This window comes from Halomonas sp. SpR1 (assembly GCF_031010175.1).
GTDB lineage: Bacteria > Pseudomonadota > Gammaproteobacteria > Pseudomonadales > Halomonadaceae > Vreelandella.
In genome coordinates this window covers 41,666-63,325 of record NZ_JAUAMB010000013.1, presented here as the reverse complement: position 1 = coordinate 63,325, position 21,660 = coordinate 41,666, and the positions used below count along the sequence as shown (strand labels likewise).

The following is a 21,660-nucleotide window of genomic DNA, read 5'->3' as shown; positions in this document are numbered from 1 at the left end:
GCATGGAATTGGACGAAAGAAAGATTGCTCAACGTTTTGCAGAACTTCAGTTCGATGCGCAGCGAAGTTTTCTGAATAAGCTGAGAAGTAGTGGGATCGATTTTCGTGAGCTTCCTATCGTGCCCGCTACCCGAGCTGAGCAATTTCCGTTGTCATATTCGCAGCGTAGCTTATGGCTCACATGGCAGCTTGATCCGGCAAGCCCGGCTTATAACATGCCCGGTGTGTTTCATTTGCAAGGCCCACTGGATGTTGCTGCATTCGAGTCGAGTGTGAATGACCTTGTGACGCGTCATGAAGTACTCCGCACAATATATCCTCAGAGCGAGGATGGAGAACCTCTGCAGGAGATTCTCAGTGGCTGGCAGGTGCCGGTATTACACGATGATTTACAGCACCACACCGAGTTAGATCAGGAAAAAGAACTACAGAGCCTCATTGGCGAATTCTCTCAGCGCCCCTTTGCGCTTGACGTTGAGCCGCCATTCCGCATGGCAATCTACCAACTGAGTACTAGCCACCATGCAGTTGCCATTGTATTGCACCATATTGCTTGTGACGGTTGGTCGATTCAATTGCTCATTGATGAGCTGTTCGAGTTTTATGAAGCCCGAATCCAACAACGTGATGCAGCACTACCTTCGTTACCCATTCAGTTTGGTGATTATGCGATATGGCAGCGGAGTTGGTTCGAGGCTGGTGAAATGGAGCGGCAGCTAAACCATTGGCGCCAACGTCTAGGAGACTCGCACACGCCTATCGATCTTCCTTTTGATCGCCCAAGAGGCACCCTGGAGACATCGAAAGCTGGCCAGTGTCATGTTCAATTATCTCGTGATGTGAGTTCTGGCCTTCGCCAGCTAGCCCGTGAGCATGGCGCTTCTCTATATATGGTGATGCTGTCACTGTTAAAACTGACGCTACATCGTTTCAGTGGACAAAGCGACATAAGGGTAGGTTCTCCAAGTGCTAATCGAAATAGAGCTGAAACTCATGGTCTGATTGGTTATCTGCTTAATGTTCAAGTGCTGAGAACCTTATTAGAGCCTACCAAGGGGTTTACCAGTTTATTAGATGCCGTTAAAGAAGCCGTGCTTGATGCGCAGGACTACCAGGATATTCCCTTCGATACTTTGGTAGAGGCGCTGCAGCCTGAGCGCCAGCCCAGCGTACATCCGTTATTTCAGGTCAAGTGTACTCAACAGAACGAGTTGGAAAGAGAAAAGAGCGTAGGTGACTTAAAAGTATATCTTGAAGGGCTCAGCGGCGGTGATGCTCACTTCGATCTAAGCTTTGATTTTACCGATAACACTGATGGAATTCGCTGCGTCTTCGCTTATGCGACAGCACTGTTTGACGAACAGACAATCAAGAGACTTGCCGAAGCACTACAAAGCCTAGCTGAGCAGGTGCTTAAAGAGCCAAATACATCGTTGGCGTCGCTCGAAATCCCCGCACCCACTTCGGCGCTTGAAGGCAAGCCAACCGCATTTTCTTACGGCAGCGTCACAAAGCTTTGGGATCAAGCCGTCGAAGAACATTCCCAACAACTTGCGATGCAAGATGCACCGGATCATGGCATCACTTATGCCAGCCTGGATGCTCAAGCCCAGCGTCTGGCACGAGCACTAATTGCAAAGGGCGTTGGCCCCGAAGTGCGTGTTGCCATCCACGCCGAGCGTTCGTGTGAATACATACTTGGTATTCTTGCTGTACTCAAAGCAGGTGGGGCCTTCGTGCCCCTGGATCCGCAACTGCCAACGGAGCGTTTGGCCTATCAATTGGCTGACAGTGGCGCCCGTTTGCTGCTAAGTAGTACGGCTTGCGACTGGAGCGATGACGTTCCGGTAATGGCGCTGGCGTTTGCCGATGATATTCCTGCGTCAGTTGAACACGAACTGCCCGTCATCCATCCCCAGCAGACCGCCTATGTGATCTATACCTCTGGCTCCACGGGCAAGCCCAAGGGGGTAGCGGTCAGTCACGGTGCGCTGGCCAATTACGTGCAGGGCGTTCTGGAAGCGCTGGCGCTACCAGAAGGTGCCCGCAACATGGCAATGGTCTCGACGGTAGCGGCGGATCTGGGGCATACGGTGCTGTTTGGTGCCTTGTGCACCGGGCGCACCTTGCATCTTATTTCCCCTGAGTGTGCCTTCGACCCGGATGCCTTTGCGGCTTATATGCGGGAACAGCAGGTGGATGTGCTGAAGATTGTGCCTAGCCACCTGCGGGCGCTGCTGAGTGCGGCAACTCCGGCCGATGTACTTCCCCACGAGCGCCTGATCCTGGGCGGCGAAGCGACCGACTGGGCGCTACTGGTGCGTGTCGCCGAACTCAAGCCAACCTGCCAGGTGCTTAATCACTACGGCCCTACGGAAACCACGGTCGGTATTCTCACCCAGCAAGCCGACATAGCCGATCGAGCTGCCAGCACCCTGCCGATCGGCACACCGCTGGCCAATGCTCAGGCCTATGTGCTCGACCCCTGGCTTAATCCGGTGCCGAAGGGCGTTGCCGGCGAGCTCTACTTGGGTGGCCCTGGGTTGGCTCAAGGTTATCTACAGCGGCTGGGGCAAACAGCGGAACGTTTCGTTGCCAGCCCCTTCCATGCGGGGGAGCGACTCTATCGCAGCGGTGACCGTGTGCGCCAACTGACCGACGGTAGCCTGGAGTTCCTTGGCCGTGTGGATGATCAGGTCAAGATTCGCGGTTATCGGGTGGAGCCGAGCGAGATCGCTGCCCTGCTGCGCGATCAGCCGGGTATTGCGGAGGCCGAAGTCGTCGCGCGGGAGAACGAAGAAGGCCGCGCGCAACTGTGTGCTTATGTGGTTATGGCCGCCGGGAGTGATGTCGATGACGCCGCGTTACTCGCGCAGCTTGGCGAACGCGTGCCTGACTATATGGTGCCCAGCGCCATAGTACGGCTAGAGGCTCTGCCGCTAACCGCCAATGGGAAGTTGGATCGCAAGGCGCTGCCCGAGCCGGTGCAAACCGGTGGTGGCAAAGCCTTTGAAGCTCCCCAAGGAGAAGCCGAGGAGGCGTTGGCAGCGGTTTGGGCTGACGTGATCGGCTGCGAGCAGGTGGGGCGTAACGACAACTTTTTCGAGCTGGGGGGCGACTCCATCCTCAGCTTGCAGATCGTCGCTCGCTCGCGCAAGCGGGGCTACAAGGTAACACCCAAGCAACTGATGGAAGGGCAGACCGTGGCCGCCGTGGCGGCGATGGCCACGCCCCTGGCGGCGGCCGCACCTAAACAAGCGGCTGCACCCGATAAAGTGGCTCCCTTTGCACTGTTGCCGGTGCAGCGCTGGTTCTTCGAGCAGAACTTCGCCGAGCCACACCATTGGAATCAGTCGTTGATGCTGGAAGCGGCCAGTGATGTAGATGCCGCGCTGTTACGGCGTGCCATTGAGGCAGTGGTAGATCTCCATGGCGCTTTGCGGCTGCGCTTTGAGCGCGTTGGCGACAGCTGGCAACAAGCCTATGGCAAGCTAGCCGACGATCTCTTCGAGCACGTGGATTTAAGCGATCATGCGGATCCGGCGCAGGCCATCACTCAGGCCGCCGATGCTGCACAGCGCAGCCTAAGCCTGGCGCGGCCGTTCCGTGCCATCTGGATGGAACTGGGAGGCGAGCGCGGTGGGCGACTGCTGCTAGTGGCTCACCACCTGGTGGTAGACGGCGTGTCGTGGCGCGTGATTCTCGACGACCTGCAAACGGCCTACACGCAGTTAAGTGCAGGCAAGACAATCGACCTACCACCGGCAACCACCTCGCTAGATGAATGGACGCACGCCCTGGCCGACTACGCCACATCGGAGGCGTTGGCTGAGCAACGCCCCTATTGGGAAAGTCTCGTCAAAGAGCCAGAGCCTAGCCTACCGGCACAGAATCTCCAGGGCAGCAACACCGTTGCCGATACCGCCTCGCTCGTTGGCAGCTTGTCTACCGAGGCGACCTCGCAACTGCTGGGGCCGGTGCATAAAGCCTACCGCACCCAGGTGGATGATCTGCTCCTCACCGCGCTGTCGAGTGCCTTATGCCAATGGGCTGAACGAGACAGTGTACTGATCGAACTGGAAGGCCATGGTCGCGAAGACCTGTTCGACGGTGTCGACCTCAGTCGCAGCGTAGGTTGGTTCACTTCCCTCTACCCGGTTCGCCTGACGCCGGGTAATGCGGAGCCTGCTACGAGCCTAAAAGCAATCAAAGAGCAACTTCGCCAAGTGCCTGAGAAGGGGCTTGGCTACGGCGTACTGCGCTATTTGAAAGAAGAGCCCGCGCTGGTGGGTGGCGCCTACCCCCAGGTCACTTTCAATTATCTAGGTCAGTTTGACCGCTCCCTGCAGGGCGATGCGGCCTGGCAGCTTGCCAAAGAGAACGCAGGGCAATCCCGCGCACCGCAAAGCGAGCGCCGTACCTGGATTGAGGTAATGGCCTGGGTTCAAGAGGGCCAACTGCGCTTTGACTGGCATTACAGTCGCGAGATTCACAGTGAGGCAGCGATGCATGCCTTGCAAGCAAGCTTCCAAGCGCAACTAGAGGCATTGATTGAGCACTGTGATAGCGGCGTTCGTGGCGCCACGCCATCGGACTTCCCGCTGGCGGGGCTGAGTCAAGCGCAGTTGGACGGTTTGCCTGTTGCCACCGATCAACTGGCGGATATCTATCCGCTGTCGCCACTCCAGCAGGGCATGCTGTTCCACAGCCTCTACGATGGCAAGGGGATGGCCTACCTCAACCAGTTGCAGGTAGAGATTAGCCACCTGGATGTCGAACGCTTCCGGCGCGCCTGGCAAAACGTACTCGTGCGCCATGAGATATTGCGTAGCGGTTTCCTGGAGCCCGCCGGAACGCCGCTGCAGTGGGTAGCACGCACCGTCGAGCTGCCTTGGTTGGAAGCGGATTGGCGTGAACGCGCGGATCTGTCAGCGGCGCTTGAGAAGCTGGCCGAGGAGCAACGGACGCCATTCGATCTAACAGCGCCGCCGCTGATGCGTTTGGCGCTGGTGAAAATCGCAGATACCCGACACTGCTTTATCTGGACGCGCCACCATCTGCTGCTGGATGGCTGGAGTACTTCGCAACTGATGGGTGAGGTACTGCGCTGTTACGCCGGGGAGGCGCTGCCACCTACAGAGGGGCGCTATCGCGATTATATCGCTTGGCTACAGTGCCGTGACGCTAAGGCCAGTGAAGCCTACTGGCGTGAGTATTTGCAGCGTCTTGATGCGCCTACGCATCTCGTCAGTGCCATGCCTAGACCCCATGAAGCGCAAGCTGGGCATCAAGAGATCACCCTGTCACTGAATAGCACGACCACTCAGCGACTGGAGAACTTCGCCAAAGCGACGCGCATAACGCTCAATACGCTAATGCAAGGCGCCTGGTCGCTGCTGGTGGCCCGTTACACGGGGCAAGATAGCATCTGCTTTGGTGCGACCGTCGCCGGGCGACCTGCGGAGCTACCGGCGGCAGAGCAGTTGATCGGCCCCTTCATCAATACCTTACCGGTCATTGTCTCACTGGATCCCTCGCTGCGTGTCGATAAGTGGTTGCGCCAGTTGCAGGAACAAAACCTGGCGAGTCGCGAACATGAGCATACACCGCTCTATGACATCCAGCGCTGGGCGGGGCAGGGTGGTCAGTCATTGTTCGATAGCTTGTTGGTATTCGAGAACTATCCCGTGGATGCAGCACTGGATCAGAACTTGCCGGGTGAGCTGACGTTTGGCGAGCTGGTCAACCGCGAGCAAACCAATTACCCCGTAACGCTGGTCGTCTTCCAGAAGGAAACGTTGGAACTTTGCTGCAGCTATTCACGATCAAAGCTGGACGATTCTGCTGCCGCGCTATTGATCCAACATCTGGTTAGTGCGCTTGAACAACTGAGCGATTCGGCTACTCAACGAGTCGGGGAAATCGAGTGGTTAAGTGATGAGGAGCGTCAGCAAATCGAGGCGTGGAGCGTCAATGATGAGCACTATACCAAGACCGACCCGATTCACCGTCTGATCGAACATCGTGTCGAGATAACACCTGAGGCCACGGCCGTAGTCTTCGAAGATCAGTCACTCAGCTACGCTGAACTCAATACTCGCGCCAACCAGTTGGCCCACTATCTGATCGGGCTAGGTGTAAAACCTGAGGCTCGAGTGGGCATCGCCATGGAGCGTTCCATCGAGATGGTGGTGGGGCTGCTGGGTATCCTCAAAGCGGGTGGTGCTTATGTACCGCTAGACCCAGATTATCCGAGTGATCGGTTGGCCTATATGGTCGAGGACAGCGGTATTGAGCTACTGCTTACCCAGCAACACCTTCGCGAGTCGTTGCCGGTAGGTGAAAGCCTGAGCGTGATTGAGCTGGATCAGTTGGACATTGCACATCACGTTTCTACTAATCCAGCGGTGGCGCTACACGGCGAGCACCTTGCCTATGTGATCTACACCTCAGGCTCCACCGGGCGCCCCAAGGGCGCAGCTAACCGCCATCACGCGCTGACTAACCGCCTACAGTGGATGCAGGAGACCTATGGCCTAACGCCCGACGATGCGGTGCTGCAGAAGACGCCATTCAGCTTCGATGTATCGGTATGGGAGTTCTTCTGGCCGCTGATGCAGGGGGCGCGGCTGGTGATGGCGCCGCCGGGAGCCCATCGTGAACCGGCACAACTGGTCGAGCTAATTCGTAGCCATAACATCACTACACTGCACTTCGTGCCGTCAATGCTGCAGGCCTTCCTGACCCATGATGAGGTCGAGACCTGCACCAGCCTGACGCGCCTGGTATGCAGCGGCGAAGCACTACCGGCTGAACTGCAGAACCAAGTATTGGCTCGGTTGCCTCACACGGGGCTCTACAACCTGTATGGCCCCACCGAAGCAGCTATCGATGTTACCCACTGGACTTGCCAAGACGATGGGCGCAACCAGGTAGCTATCGGCCAACCGATTGCCGGTATCCGCACCTACGTACTGGATGGCGACCTTAACTTGGCGCCGCCAGGTGTCGCTGGTGAACTCTATCTTGGTGGCGCGGGCTTAGCGCGGGGCTATCTGCACCGCCCTGATCTTACCTCAGAACGTTTTGTCGCCGATCCTTTTGTACAAGGAGAACGCCTCTACCGCACCGGTGACCTGGTGCGCTGGCGTGACGATGGCCAGCTCGAGTATCTGGGCCGTCTTGATCATCAAGTGAAGATCCGCGGCCTGCGTATCGAGCTTGGCGAGATCGAAGCTGAACTGCTCTCTCAGCCAGAGGTGCGCGAGTCAGTAGTGGTCGCTCAAGAAGGCTCCGGTGGTTCTAGGTTAGTCGCTTATGTGGTGCCCCAAGCTGGTAGTGAACTCGATACCGCCTTACTACGTGAAGCACTCGGTCAAAAGCTACCGGACTATATGGTGCCGGGAGTGCTGGTCTCGCTTGATGCACTGCCGCTGAATGCCAATGGCAAAATAGATCGCAAGGCATTGCCCGAGCCGGATTTGGCCAGTGGCTCCCAGTACGAGCCTCCCCAGGGTAAGTCGGAAGAAAAGCTAGCAGCGATTTGGAGCGAGGTGCTGGGTGTTGAGCAAGTGGGTCGTCACGATAACTTCTTCGAATTGGGGGGGCACTCGCTACTTGCTATGCAGATGGTGGCCCGCGTTCACGCTGATATGCGAGCTGAGCTCAACATATCTGAAGTGTTTAAACACCCCCTACTTCGCGACTTAGCAGAATGTATTGCCGTACTAAACAGCAAATACTCCTTTGAGCAGTCGCTCTCCGATATTGATTCCTTCATCGACAGCATGGATACCGTTCAATGAGTCACTTCGATACCCGTCGTATTGCGGAGCGCTTCACCGGATTGTCAGCCGAACAACGCCGTGTGGTTTACGACAAAATTCGTACTCAAGGGTTGGGCATTGGCCAGTTCCCTATTCTTAGGCGCCCTGATTCTCAATTGAGTACTTGCTCACCCTCCTATGCGCAACTGCGCCAATGGTTTCTGTGGCGCTTGGATCCCGAAAGCAGCGCTTACCATATTACTGGCGCTCTGAACCTGAAGGGGTCGTTGGATACTGAAGCACTGGGGGGTAGCTTCGCCGCCTTAATATCTCGTCATGAGGCATTGCGCACGGTGTTCCGTGACGATGGCGATGGCGAGGTGATACAAGTGCTTCAGGCTGAGAGCAACTTTTCATTGCATGAGGTCGACCTTGGCTATATGCCGAAGGGTGAACGAGAATCGGCAATAGAGAGTCAGGTTGATCAGCTTTGCAATGCCCCTTTCGATCTGGAACAGGGGCCGTTGTTGCGGGTGGGGCTACTACACTTAGCAGAAGAGAAGCACTTGCTGGTGGTGGTAATGCACCACATCGTCTCCGATGGCTGGTCGATGCAGTTGATCATCGATGAGTTTGCTGCGGACTACTCTGCTAGGGTAACGGGTGAGACATGGCAGCCGCCAGCCCTGCCGATTCAGTACGCTGATTATGCACTCTGGCAGCGCCAGTGGATGGAAGCTGGCGAGAAAGAGCGCCAGCTCGCCTACTGGCAGACAGAACTTGGCGACGAACACCCAGTGCTGCAGTTGCCGACCGATCGTCCGCGCCGCAACGATGGACATTATCACGTTGCACGTCACCATATGGTGCTCTCAGAGCCATTGATAAGCAGGCTGCGCAAACAAACCCAAGCTCAGGGTGCCACCCTGTTTATGACACTATTGACAGGCTTTCAGGCGTTGCTGTACCGCTATACTGGGCAGGAAGATATCCGGATTGGGGTGCCGATCGCCAATCGTCACCGGACGGAAACTCAAGGTGTAGTTGGGTTCTTCGTTAATACTCAGGTACTGCGTAACCAGCTGAATGGCCGCCTGGGCTTGGCCGAGGCGCTGCAACAGAGCAAGCGCGCGGCGTTGGGAGCACAAGAGCATCAAGATCTCCCTTTTGAGCAGTTAGTAGAAGCGCTACAGCCGGAACGCAGTATGAGCCAGACGCCGCTATTCCAGGTGATGTTTAACCACCAGCGGCAGGATCATGGCGCGTTGCGGACACTACCAGGATTGGAACTGAGCAGTTGGCCACTAGATAAGGGCGAGGCGCAGTTCGAGCTGACGCTAAATGTTGTGGAGCGCACGGATGGCTGCTTAGAAACAAACTTCGTTTTTGCAGAAGAACTGTTCGACTCAACCACCATTGAACGCCTAGCGCAGCACTATGCCGCTATTTTAGAGGCTTTTGCAGAACTGTCAGAGCGAGCGCTCGGCGATATTGATTTGCTTGATAAAGGCGAGCACCTTCAGTTACAGGACTGGGGTAAAAGCTCTCAACGGTATCCCCATGCATCGCTTATCCACCACCTAATTGAACACCAGACTGCGGCAACCCCAGAGGCCACGGCGCTAGTATTTGAGGATCAATCACTCAGCTACGCCGAACTCAACGATCGTGCCAACCGTCTGGCCCACTATCTGATTGATCTAGGCGTAAAACCCGAAACCCGAGTGGGTATTGCTGTTGAGCGCTCCATTGAGATGGTGGTGGGGCTGCTGGCTATTCTCAAGGCTGGTGGCGCCTATGTGCCGCTGGATCCAGGTTATCCCACCGATCGGCTCGCCTATATGGTCGAGGACAGCGGCATTGAGCTGCTGCTGACCCAGTCGGGACTAACGACGAAGCTCCCGCAGCACGAAGGGTTAACTGCTCTCGCATTGGATAGCCTGGACGTTACAGAGCGACCAGCGCACAACCCAGGACTAGCACTGAGTGGTGACAACCTCGCCTATGTGATTTATACCTCAGGCTCTACCGGCCAGCCTAAAGGCGTGCAGCTGTGTCACGCCAATGTGACGCGATTACTTGATGCTACGGCGAGTTGGTTCGATTTTTCCGAGCAAGACACCTGGACACTGTTTCATTCCTACGCCTTCGACTTCTCGGTATGGGAGATATTCGGTGCCCTTTGCACGGGCGGCAAGTTGGTCGTGGTGCCGTTTTGGGTCAGCCGCTCCCCTGAAGATTTCTTCGAACTGCTATGTCGGGAACAAGTGACGGTACTTAACCAGACTCCATCTGCCTTCCGTCAATTGATCAACGTGCCTGGCATCCAAACACGTAAGGATCTCGCTCTGAGGGTTGTCATTTTCGGCGGTGAAGCTCTGGAGCCTGCAATGTTGCGGCCATGGATCGAGTGCTTCGGCGATACGCATCCGCGCCTTATCAATATGTATGGCATCACCGAAACGACGGTTCACGTGACCTATCGCCCGATCACCGCCGCGGATCTGCAGGGGCAGTGCAGCCCGGTGGGCGTCGCTATCCCTGACCTCGGTATCGAAGTGCTGGATAACGATCTTAATCGCGTGCCTATCGGCGTTGTCGGCGAGCTCTACGTATCGGGCGCAGGACTTGCCCGCGGCTATCTCAAGCGCGCCGGGTTGAGTGCCGAACGCTTTGTTGCCGACCCTTTCGATAGCGAAGGTGGGCGGTTGTACCGCACCGGCGACTTAGGGCGCTGGCGTGATGACGGCCAACTCGAGTATCTGGGGCGTGGCGACCAGCAAGTCAAGATCCGCGGTTTCCGTATCGAGCTCGGCGAAATCGAGGCCTGCCTGTTGGCCCGGCCGGAAATTCGTGATGCTGTGGTCGTGGCTTGTTCAGGGCCGGGAGGTGACCGGCTGGTTGGGTATATAGTTGAGGCTGTGGCTGAAGTCGACCTTCAGGTACTGCGCAAACGGCTGCGCCACCATCTCCCTGACCATATGATACCCAGCGCGCTGGTCGCCATGGACTCTCTGCCGTTAACCGCCAATGGCAAGCTTGACCGTGCCGCGCTGCCTGATCCCGACATCAGTGCAGGGAGTGGCGAGTTCGAGGCGCCGTGCGGCGAGTGGGAAGTCGGTCTGGCTGCTCTTTGGTGTGAGGTGTTGGAAATCGAGCGTGTTGGCCGCCACGATAATTTCTTCGAGTTGGGCGGGCATTCTTTGCTCGCATTGCGGCTGATTGCGCGATTGCGCGAACGGGGTCGCGATATTGCCATCCGTGAGTTGTTCGAACATCCGCGTCTAAGCGATTTCGCGCAGGTGCTAGGAGCTACGAACAGCCTCCATAAGGTTGAGGTGCCGCCCAACCTAATTCCTGAGCACTGCGAAACCCTTGAGCCCTGGATGCTCCCTCTGGTATCCCTCAATCGGGAAGCGATTGCGCGCATTGAGTCGACGGTGCCGGGTGGTGGCACCAACATCCAGGATATTTATCCACTGGCGCCATTACAGGAGGGGATTCTCTTCCATCATCGGCTGAACGTCGAGCGTGATGCTTACATCACTTCCTACACCATGCGTTTTGACAACCGTGCCCGCATGGCGAACTTCATCAATGGTTTTAACCAAGTAATGGCGCGTCACGACATCCTGCGCACTGCTTTTTACTGGGAAGGGCTCGACGAACCGGTACAGGTTGTTCTACGCCAAGCACCGTTGCTGGTGGAGTGGATCGAGAAGGCATCCGACAACGGTATTGAAGGCTCGAAGCTGTCTCCACTGGAACGGCTGCGTCATGCCGCCGACCCCGGTCGCTGCCGGATTGATGCGCGACAAGCGCCCTTGATGCGAGCCGTGGCTATCGAGGACACGGTCGATGATAGTTATCTACTGCAGTTACTCATCCATCATCTAATCGATGACAATATGACGGTCAAGCAGGCCGTCAAAGAGATAGCTCTGATCGAGCAGGGGCGTTCCGCAGAGTTGCCCGAGCCAGTGCCGTTTCGCAATTTCATCGCTCAGGCTCGCTTGGGTGTGTCCGATAGCGAGCACCAAGCCTACTTCCACCAGCGCCTTGGCGATCTTGACGAGGGTACACTGCCCTTCGGTCTCAACGACGTTATGGGTAACGGCGATGACATCGACGAGCAGCGCCTGGTGGTGGACGGCGAACTGGCGGCGGCGATTCGCGATCAGGCTCGGTGCCACGGCGTCAGCGCGGCAGCCTTCTTCCATCTCGCTTGGTCGCTTGTAATTGCCAAAGCTACCGGCAAGGACGATGTGGTGTTTGGCACGGTGCTTTCCGGACGTATGCACGGCATCGAAGGCGCTGAACGCGCGCTAGGGGTATTCATTAATACACTGCCGTTGCGCATTACACTGGGCTCCCAAGGTGTCGATGAATGCTTACTGAAAACTCATGATGCACTCTCTGAGCTACTGCACCATGAACATGCCAGTCTTGGTCTAGCGCAGCGTTGCAGTGGCTTACCTGGCGGCGCCCCGTTGTTCTCGAGTTTGTTGAACTACCGCCAGGCTGCCCCTCAAAGAGGAGAGAATGCCGCACCTACTTGGAAGGGGATGGAGACTCTAGGTGGGCAGGAGCGCACCAACTACCCAGTGGGTATGTCGGTGAATGACTTAGGACAGGGATTCCAACTGGTAGCTCAGATTAGCCGCACGATTGGAGCGCAGCGGCTCTGCGATTACATGAGAGCTGCTATAGTCGGCATAGTAGCAAGCCTGCAGCATACACCGCAGCAAGCGATATGCGAGGTCAGCCTGTTAGGAAAAAACGAGCGGCAATTGCTGAGTGGGTGGGGGGAAAGCCTTCACCTCCACCCCGATGCACCACTGATCCACCACTTGGTAGAGCGACAGGCTGCGGTAACTCCAGAGGCCACGGCAGTAGTATTTGAAGATCAGTCACTCAGTTACGCCGCACTCAACGCTCGTGCCAATCGCTTGGCTCACTACCTAATTGGCCTAGGCGTGGAACCCGAAACTCGAGTGGGTATCGCTGTTGAGCGTTCTCTTGAAATGGTGGTGGGACTGCTGGGGATCCTCAAAGCGGGTGGTGCTTATGTACCGCTAGATCCCGATTATCCAAGTGATCGGTTGGCCTATATGGTCGAGGATAGTGGCATCGAACTGCTGCTTACTCAGCAACATCTTCGTGAGTCGTTACCAGTAGCTGAAAGCCTGAATGCCATTGAACTGGATCAATTGGATGTAGCTCATCATGCGTCGACCAATCCAAGCGTGGCACTGCACGGTAAAAATCTTGCTTATGTGATCTACACCTCGGGTTCCACAGGGCAACCTAAAGGGGCGCAGCTATGTCATGCGAACGTGACGCGATTACTTGATACCACGGCACCTTGGTTCAATTTCGACGAGCAGGATGCCTGGACAATGTTCCATTCCTACGCCTTCGATTTCTCAGTGTGGGAGGTGTTTGGGGCTCTGTGTACGGGCGGAAAACTCGTCGTGGTGCCCTACTGGGTTAGCCGTTCGCCGGAGGACTTCCTTGAACTGCTATGCCGGGAGCAAGTGACAGTACTAAACCAGACGCCTTCGGCCTTCCGGCAGTTGACGGCCACCCCCGAACTCTATAACACAGAAGATTTAGCACTGCGTGTAGTGATCTTCGGTGGTGAAGCATTGGAACCGGAAAGCTTGCGCCCTTGGATTGAGCATTTCGGTGATGATCATCCCCGCCTGATTAACATGTATGGCATCACTGAGACCACGGTGCATGCCACTTATCGGCGTGTGACAGCTGAAGATCTGGCAGGTCAACGTAGTCCTATAGGGATCACCCTCCCGGATCTCGGCGCACATGTATTAGATGGCCAGCTTAATCATGTCCCCATCGGGATTTCTGGGGAGCTTTACGTATCCGGGGCAGGCTTGGCACGTGGCTATTTGAACCGCTGTGGCCTAACAGCGATGCGCTTTATTGCTGACCCGTTTGGCTCAGGAGAGCGGCTTTATCGCACTGGTGATTTAGTGCGCTGGCATGAAGACGGTCAGCTTGAGTACCTGGGGCGTATCGACCATCAGGTGAAAGTACGCGGCTTCCGTATTGAGCTGGGGGAGATTGAAGCCCAGTTGCTATCTCAGCCGGAGGTGCGCGAGGCGGTGGTGGTGGCACAAGAAGGTCTCGGCGGCGCTAGGTTAGTGGCTTATGTGGTACCCCAAGCCAACATTGAGCTCGATACCAGCGCTCTCCGCGAGCGATTAGGCCAGTATCTACCTGACTATATGGTGCCGGGAGTTGTAGTTCCCCTCGATGCAATACCGCTGACCTCCAACGGGAAGGTGGATCGCAGGGCGCTGCCTGAGCCTGACCTGGCGAGTAACTCGCAGTATGAGCCTCCTCAAGATGAGGTGGAAGAAGCCTTAGCAGAGGTCTGGTCTGAAGTGTTGAACGTAGAGCGTGTTGGTCGTTACGACAACTTCTTCGAGTTGGGTGGACATTCGCTGCTGGCTCTGAAAGTGCTGGAGAAAATGCGGAATCGTGGTCTGACGACTCAGGTTCGAACCTTGTTCCAATACCCGGGACTGGCAGCCTTTGCTCAGGCTATAGCCCAGAAGCCATTGCGGGATGAAATCATCATCCCGCCAAATCAAGTACCTCTCGATTGCCAAGCTCTTCAGCCTGATATGCTGACGCTAATCGAGCTTAATGTCGAAGAGATCAGCGTGATCGAAGCGGCAGTGCCCGGCGGTGCTAGCAATATTCAGGATGTCTACCCGCTAGCGCCATTGCAGGAGGGTATCCTTTTCCATCACCGGCTGCAGCAGAAAGGAGATGCCTATGTTACTCAACACTTACTCGGTTTTGATTGCCAGGAGCGGCTGGAAGCATTCATTGCCTGTTTCAATAAACTGATTACTCGCCATGACATACTACGTACCGCAGTGCTTTGGGAAGGGCTACGCCAGCCGGTACAGGTAGTGTACCGACATGCCGAATTAGCCCTCGAATGGCTAGACTTGGAGGGAGATGGTTCTCGCTGCGTCTCCGAACAGCTGAATGCTGAGGTGAATCCTGAACACCATCGTATCGAAGTACGCCGAGCGCCAATGCTGCGTGCTGTGGCTGCTCATGATGCTAACCAGAACCGCTGGCTGCTACAACTACCTAGCCACCACCTGATGATAGATCACACCACCCTTGAGCTACTGGTGGAAGAAATTGCCTTGATCCAGCAAGGCCGTGAAAATGAGTTGCCCAAGCCGCTACCCTTCCGCAACTTCGTGGCACAAGCGCGGCTAGGGGTAAGCTCAGCAGAGCACGAAGCTTTCTTTAGAAAGCGGTTGGGCGATGTTGAAGAACCGACAGCGCCCTTCGGGCTACTAGACGTCCGCGGCGATGGCTGCGATATCGAAGAAGTGCGCGTTCCTTTGGAGGTGGAGCTAGCACAGCAGATTCGGCAACAGGCTCAGCGCCATGGTGTTAGCACGGCCAGCCTATTCCATCTAGCCTGGGCCTTGGTGCTCAGCAAAACGACTGGGCATGACGACGTAGTATTTGGCACTGTGCTGTTCGGGCGTATGCAGGGCACTGAAGGGGCAGAACGAGCGCTTGGTATGTTTATCAATACGCTACCGGTGCGTATCAAAATGGGAGCTCAAAGTGCCGATAATAGTCTGCGCCAAACTCACGATGCCCTATCTGAGCTAATGCACCATGAACATGCCAGTCTTGGGTTAGCACAGCGCTGCAGCGGGTTACCTGGCGTAACGCCACTATTCACGAGTCTGCTGAACTATCGTTACAGCGCTCCTCAGAAAGAGAGAGGGATTGTTCATACCTGGGAAGGCATGGAGTTATTAGGTGGTCAGGAGCGTACAAACTACCCGATCACGATGTCGGTGGACGACCTGGGTAACGGCGGCTTCCAGTTAGTAGGGCAGGTTAGTCGCATAATCGGTGCCCAGCGATTGTGTGACTACCTGAGCACAGCCATTTCAGGCATCGTAGAAAATCTGCAAGCGGTACCTCAACAACCATTAAGTGAGATCAGCCTGCTTAGAGCAGACGAACAGCAGTTGTTGAGCGAGTGGGGGGAGAATACGCAACAGTATTCATGCTCTTCTCCAGTCCATCATCTGGTTGAGCAACAGGCTGCGGCAACCCCAGAGGCCACGGCACTCGTATTTGAAGAGCAGTCACTTAGCTACGTCGAGCTTAACACCCGCGCCAATCGCTTGGCCCACTATCTGATCGGTCTGGGCGTAAGATCTGAGACTCGGGTGGGCATCGCTGTTAAGCGCTCAGTTGAGATGGTTGTAGGACTGCTGGGAATCCTCAAGGCGGGGGGCGCCTATGTGCCGCTGGATCCGGATTACCCCGCTGAGCGGCTGACCTATATGATCGAAGATAGTGGCATTGAGCTGCTGCTCACTCAGCAGCATATTCGTGGCCTCTTGCCTGTGACGGAAAACCTTAGCGTTATCGAGCTGGATCAGTTGGATGTAGAGCATCATGCGTCAACGAACCCTGAAGTGGCGCTGCATGGCGAGCATCTTGCCTATGTCATTTATACCTCGGGTTCTACCGGGCGACCTAAGGGCGCGGCCAACCGTCACCATGCACTGACCAATCGCCTACAGTGGATGCAAGACGCCTATGGCTTAACGACCGGCGATGCGGTACTACAGAAAACGCCTTTCAGCTTTGATGTTTCTGTATGGGAGTTTTTCTGGCCGCTGATGCAGGGCGCCCGACTCGTGATGGCGCCACCTAGCGCTCACCGCGAGCCAGCCCAACTGGTCGAATTGATCCGTACCCATGGGATCACCACGCTACATTTCGTACCTTCAATGCTGCAGGCCTTCCTGGCCCATGGCGAGGTAGAAACTTGTACCAGCTTGACGCGCCTAGTATGCAGCGGTGAAGCCCTACCGGCTGACCTGCAGAACCAAGTATTTGCTCGGTTGCCTCACACGGGGCTCTACAATCTCTATGGCCCCACTGAAGCAGCTATCGACGTGACCCACTGGACGTGCCAAGACGATGGGCGCAACCAGGTAGCTATCGGCCAACCGATCGCTGGTATCCGTACCTACGTGCTGGATGGCGATCTTAACTTGGCGCCACCTGGGGTTGCGGGTGAACTCTATCTCGGAGGCATTGGGCTGGCACGGGGCTACCTGCACCGCCCTGACCTTACCGCAGAACGTTTTATCGCTGATCCATTTGTGCCGGACGAGCGCCTCTACCGTACGGGCGATTTGGTGCGCTGGCGGGAGGATGGTCAGCTTGAGTATCTGGGCCGCCTCGACCACCAAGTGAAGATCCGCGGCCTGCGTATCGAGCTTGGCGAGATTGAAGCCGAACTACTCTCTCAGTCGGAGGTTCGCGAGGCAGTAGTGGTCGCCCAAGAAGGCCCCGGTGGTTCTAGGTTAGTCGCTTATGTGGTTCCCCAAGCCGACAGTGAGCTCGACACCAGTTCACTACGTGAAGTGCTGGGGCAACGATTGCCGGACTACATGGTGCCGGGCGTCGTGGTTACGCTTGAGGCACTGCCGCTAAGTGCCAACGGCAAGGTAGACCGCAAGGCCCTGCCCGCTCCGGATTTGGCCAGTGTCTCGCAGTACGAGCCGCCTCAAGGCGAGGTGGAGGAAGCGCTGGAGGAAATCTGGTCAGAGATACTGGGTGTTGAACAGGTGGGCCGACACGACAACTTCTTTGAGCTGGGCGGGGATTCGATTCTCAGTCTACAGATCGTCTCTCGGTTGCAACGGGCTGGTTGGACGGTCACTCCTCGGCAAGTCTTTGAGCATCAGAGCATAGCCCAGTTGGCGCTGAATGCGACCAGTGTACTTGAGGAAGCGCAACGGCGTGAGATTGAGCTTTATGAATTAGCAGATTATCTGAGCAGTGAGCAGATCGAAGCCCTAGGCTTAGACCAGGGCAATATCGAAGATGTTTATCCCCTGTCGCCCACACAAGAGGGGATGTTCTTCCACTCTCTTGAAGCGGAAGAGCCGGGACTCTACGTCAATCAATTGAATGTAGACGTCAGTGGCTTGGATGCCGATAGACTAGTGAGAGCTTGGCAAGCGATGGTCGAGCGCCATGCCACGCTAAGAACGGGTTTCTTATGGCAGGCGGGTATGGCGCGTCCACTACAACTTGTCTTTACTCAAGTGGAGCCAGAAATCGTACAGTTGGATTGGCGTAGTAAGAAAGATACGCTCGAAGAGTCTCTCGCCACCTATGCTGAGCAAGTGCTCAAGCGCCAAATTGACTGGCTGACCCCCCCATTAGCCTGGCTGCATTTAATTCGGCTTGATGATGACCGCTATCAATTGATATGGACTCGGCATCATATCTTGTCCGATGGCTGGTCTGAAGCCCGTCTAATTAACGAGTGGCTGGCCAGCTACGCGGAAGAGCCCTTGGCGGCTGTTGGGAGGCCCTACGGTGACTACATTCGCTGGTTGCAGCGTCAGGATGCCGCTTCGACTCAAGCCTTCTGGATATCGGAACTGGTGGGGCTGGAAGGGCCGACGCTGTTGGCCGAGTCGAGCCGTCAAGAGAGTGGGGCCCAGGGTTTCGCCAAACGCTATACCCGTCTAGGGCGGCAAGATACCGCACTCCTAAGAGCTGCTGCCCAGCGGCAGCGCGTGACTCTAAACACTCTAATACAGGCAGCCTGGGGGGTACTACTGCAGCGCTACTGTCATCAGGAACGGGTGGTGTTTGGCGCGACGGTATCCGGCCGCCCACCGAGCCTGCAAGGCGCTGAGGAGATGGTAGGCCTGTTTATTAACACTATCCCCGTGGCGTTGACGGCGAAGCCTGAGCAGAGTGTGGGTGCTTACTTGCAGAGTGTGCAGGCGACCAATCTGAGTATTCGTGAGTATGAACATGCCGCGTTAGCAGATATCCAACGCTGGTCTGGGTCATCGGGCCGCGCCTTGTTCGACAGTATCATTGTATTTGAGAACTTCCCCGTCGATAGAACAATGCGTGATCAGCAGCGGCATGGTCTGCGCTTTGGTGAGGTTGCCGGGGAAGGCATAACTGGCTACGCGATGGATCTGCAGGTGGTGATCGACGATGAGCTGGAGATTGAGTACTGCTATAGCCGACGGGTCTTCCCAGAGCCGTTCATTGATGAACTGAAATGCGCTATGGAGCTGCTCATTCGTCAGATGGCGGAGTCGCCGGATCGGCCTGTGGGTGAGCTGGAATGGATTGAATCAGCTCGATGGGATGCGCTGAGTGAATTAGGCCAGAGTGGCCGTAGTGGCTTCTCCCGCATGCCAGTGCATCGCCGCATCGCTGCGCATGCGGATACACAGCCAGATAGCACTGTACTTCGTATGGGTGACCAGACTTTAAGCCATGTGCAGCTCAACGCTCAGGCTAATCGCCTTGCCCATTATCTGCGCGAGCAAGGGGTGGAATCCGATGTGCGGGTTGGCGTGGCGCTGGAGCGCTCGCCCCAAGTCATTGTAACTCTGCTGGCCGTGCTCAAAGCGGGCGGCGCTTATGTGCCACTCGATCCGACCTACCCGCCCGAACGTCTGAGTTTTATGATCAAGGATAGTGGCATGGCCCTGCTGCTAACGCAGCACGAGGTACTGCCGCGATTGGCAACGGTGGAGGGTATACCTTATGTGGATTGCGAGGCGCTTGATCTAAGCCGTTATGACGATGCTGATCCCGATGTGGCCGTTCACGAAGAGTCGCTGGCTTACGTAATCTATACCTCGGGCTCCACCGGTATGCCTAAAGGCGTTACGGTGGCACATGGCCCGCTGGCGATGCATTGCCAGGCAATTAGCGAACTCTATGATATGGAACCCGACTCCTGCGAGTTACACTTTATGTCATTCTCCTTCGATGGTGCTCATGAGCGCTGGCTGACAGCCCTGTGCTCGGGGATGAGTCTAGCTATTCGGGAAGAAGAGCTATGGACAGCGGAACAAGCCTATACGGCCTTGCAACACTATCGGGCAGCGAACGTGGCCTTCCCACCGGCCTATTTGAATCAAGTCGCTGACTGGGCAGAAGGGCGTGATGATACGCCACCGGTGGAGCTTTACGTCTTTGGTGGCGAGGCGATGCCCAAGGCGGCCTATGACAAGGCGCGCCGCACACTGCGGCCGCGCTGGTTCATCAATGGCTATGGACCCACCGAAACGGTGGTGACACCGCTGCTGTGGAAGACACCCGCCGAGGAGACCTTTGACTGTGCCTATGCACCGATTGGTCGTCCCGTTGGCGAGCGGTCGCTCTACGTGTTGGACGATAACCTGCAACCGGTACCAAAGGGCGTTGTGGGCGAATTGTATATCGGTGGTTATGGTTTGGCGCGAGGCTATCTTGGGCGTACCGGCTTAACAGCCGAGCGCTTTGTGGCCGATCCCTTCGACACTTTAGGGGGACGTCTCTACCGCACTGGGGATCTGGTGCGTTGGAGAGAAGATGACAATGTGGAGTATATGGGCCGTGCGGATCACCAAGTGAAGGTACGTGGCTTCCGTATTGAGCTGGGTGAGGTAGAGGCACGTGCCCGAGAAATACCTGGCGTGAGTGATGTTGCTATTGTTACCCATGAATCCTCGACTGGGCATCAGTTGGTTGCTTATCTGGTAGCTGATGAGGCGGATAAAACTCGATTAGTGAAACGTGCACGCCGGTATTTCGAAGCACATCTGCCCGACTATATGGTGCCAGCACATATGATGGTACTGACAGCCCTGCCACGTATGGTCAATGGCAAGTTGGATCAGTCGGCGCTGCCTGAGCCGCGGCTGGATGAAAACCGCGAGCACGTGGCCCCCTCTACACCGGAAGCCCGCCAACTCGCTGAGATTTGGCAGGAAGTATTGGGTATTGAGCGAGTCGGTGAAACCGACAACTTCTTCGAACTGGGTGGAGACTCCCTGCTGAGCCTGAAAGTGTTGAGCCGAGTGCGCGCCCTAAAGGAGAGCACGCTTGATTTCAAACTGCGTGATCTGATGCAGAAGCCGACCATTGCTGGTCTGTTGGGGGTGGGAGAAGCTTCGGATGCCTTGCTGGATGGCGTAGTTATGCTCAATGGAGAGAGTCAGGGGCAGTCACCGCTGTTTTGTGTGCATGCTGGTATGGGCACCCTTTACGACTATCAACCGCTGGCACGGCGTTTACAGGGAGTATGCACGGTATATGGACTACCGTGCCGGATGCTAACCGACCCGCAACATTGTGATACATCGCTGGAAGCAATGGCTGATGACTATGCAGCCACTATCCGTCGCTTGCAGCCTCACGGGCCTTATCGGTTATTGGGGTGGTCGCTAGGTGGTACCTTGGCAGCAATGATCGCGGCACGGCTTGAAAAGCAAGCCCAGGAGGTGGGCCTGTTGGCACTGGTCGATCCCTATATCCCTGGTAGCGGCCAGACGAGCGAAGATGACTGGTTGCAGGATTTTGCGGCCTTTGTGTCGGTCATCTTGCCGAGCATTTCATCTGAGATGGTCACCAAGAGTACTCATGAAACGCCCCGTAAGGAGCCAAGCGAAACGGAACTCGCCGCTATGCTGGAACGCCTACTGTCGTCTGATGCGGCCCACGGACGGGAAGGTTATGCCGCTCTGGGTGGTGAAGAGCTGGCACGGATCTTCTGTGTGGCACGCCATCTGAAGAGGCTTTCCCTACAGACCGATACTTTGCCGACGCTGAGCTGTGAAGCGGATTGTTGGTGGTCTGAAGGGCGTCCACAAGAGGAACGGCAAGCGCTAACGCATCAAGTGGGGCAAGCGCCACATCATGCTATTGAAACTTCCGAGGATCACTTCTCGATAGTTTCCTGTGATTCGCTGTTGCTACAGGTGGTGGAAAGACTGCAAGAGGAGCCCCATCCATCAAAGCATGTAGAGGAGAATTTAACGGCCTAACG

At 56.2% G+C, this 21,660-nt stretch carries 2 protein-coding genes; both read left to right on the top strand.

What is annotated here, in order from left to right; all coding sequences use genetic code 11:
* Positions 1 to 2 precede the first annotated feature (2 nt).
* Positions 3 to 7,805, top strand: a complete 7,803-nt coding sequence (locus tag QT231_RS11385; protein WP_308336978.1) for a non-ribosomal peptide synthetase — start codon at positions 3 to 5, stop codon at positions 7,803 to 7,805.
* Positions 7,802 to 21,658: a non-ribosomal peptide synthetase gene (locus QT231_RS11380; protein WP_308336977.1), complete on the top strand. Its 13,857-nt coding sequence runs from the start codon at positions 7,802 to 7,804 to the stop codon at positions 21,656 to 21,658. Before QT231_RS11385 ends, QT231_RS11380 begins: the two co-directional genes overlap by 4 nt.
* The last annotated feature ends 2 nt before the right edge of the window (positions 21,659 to 21,660 follow it).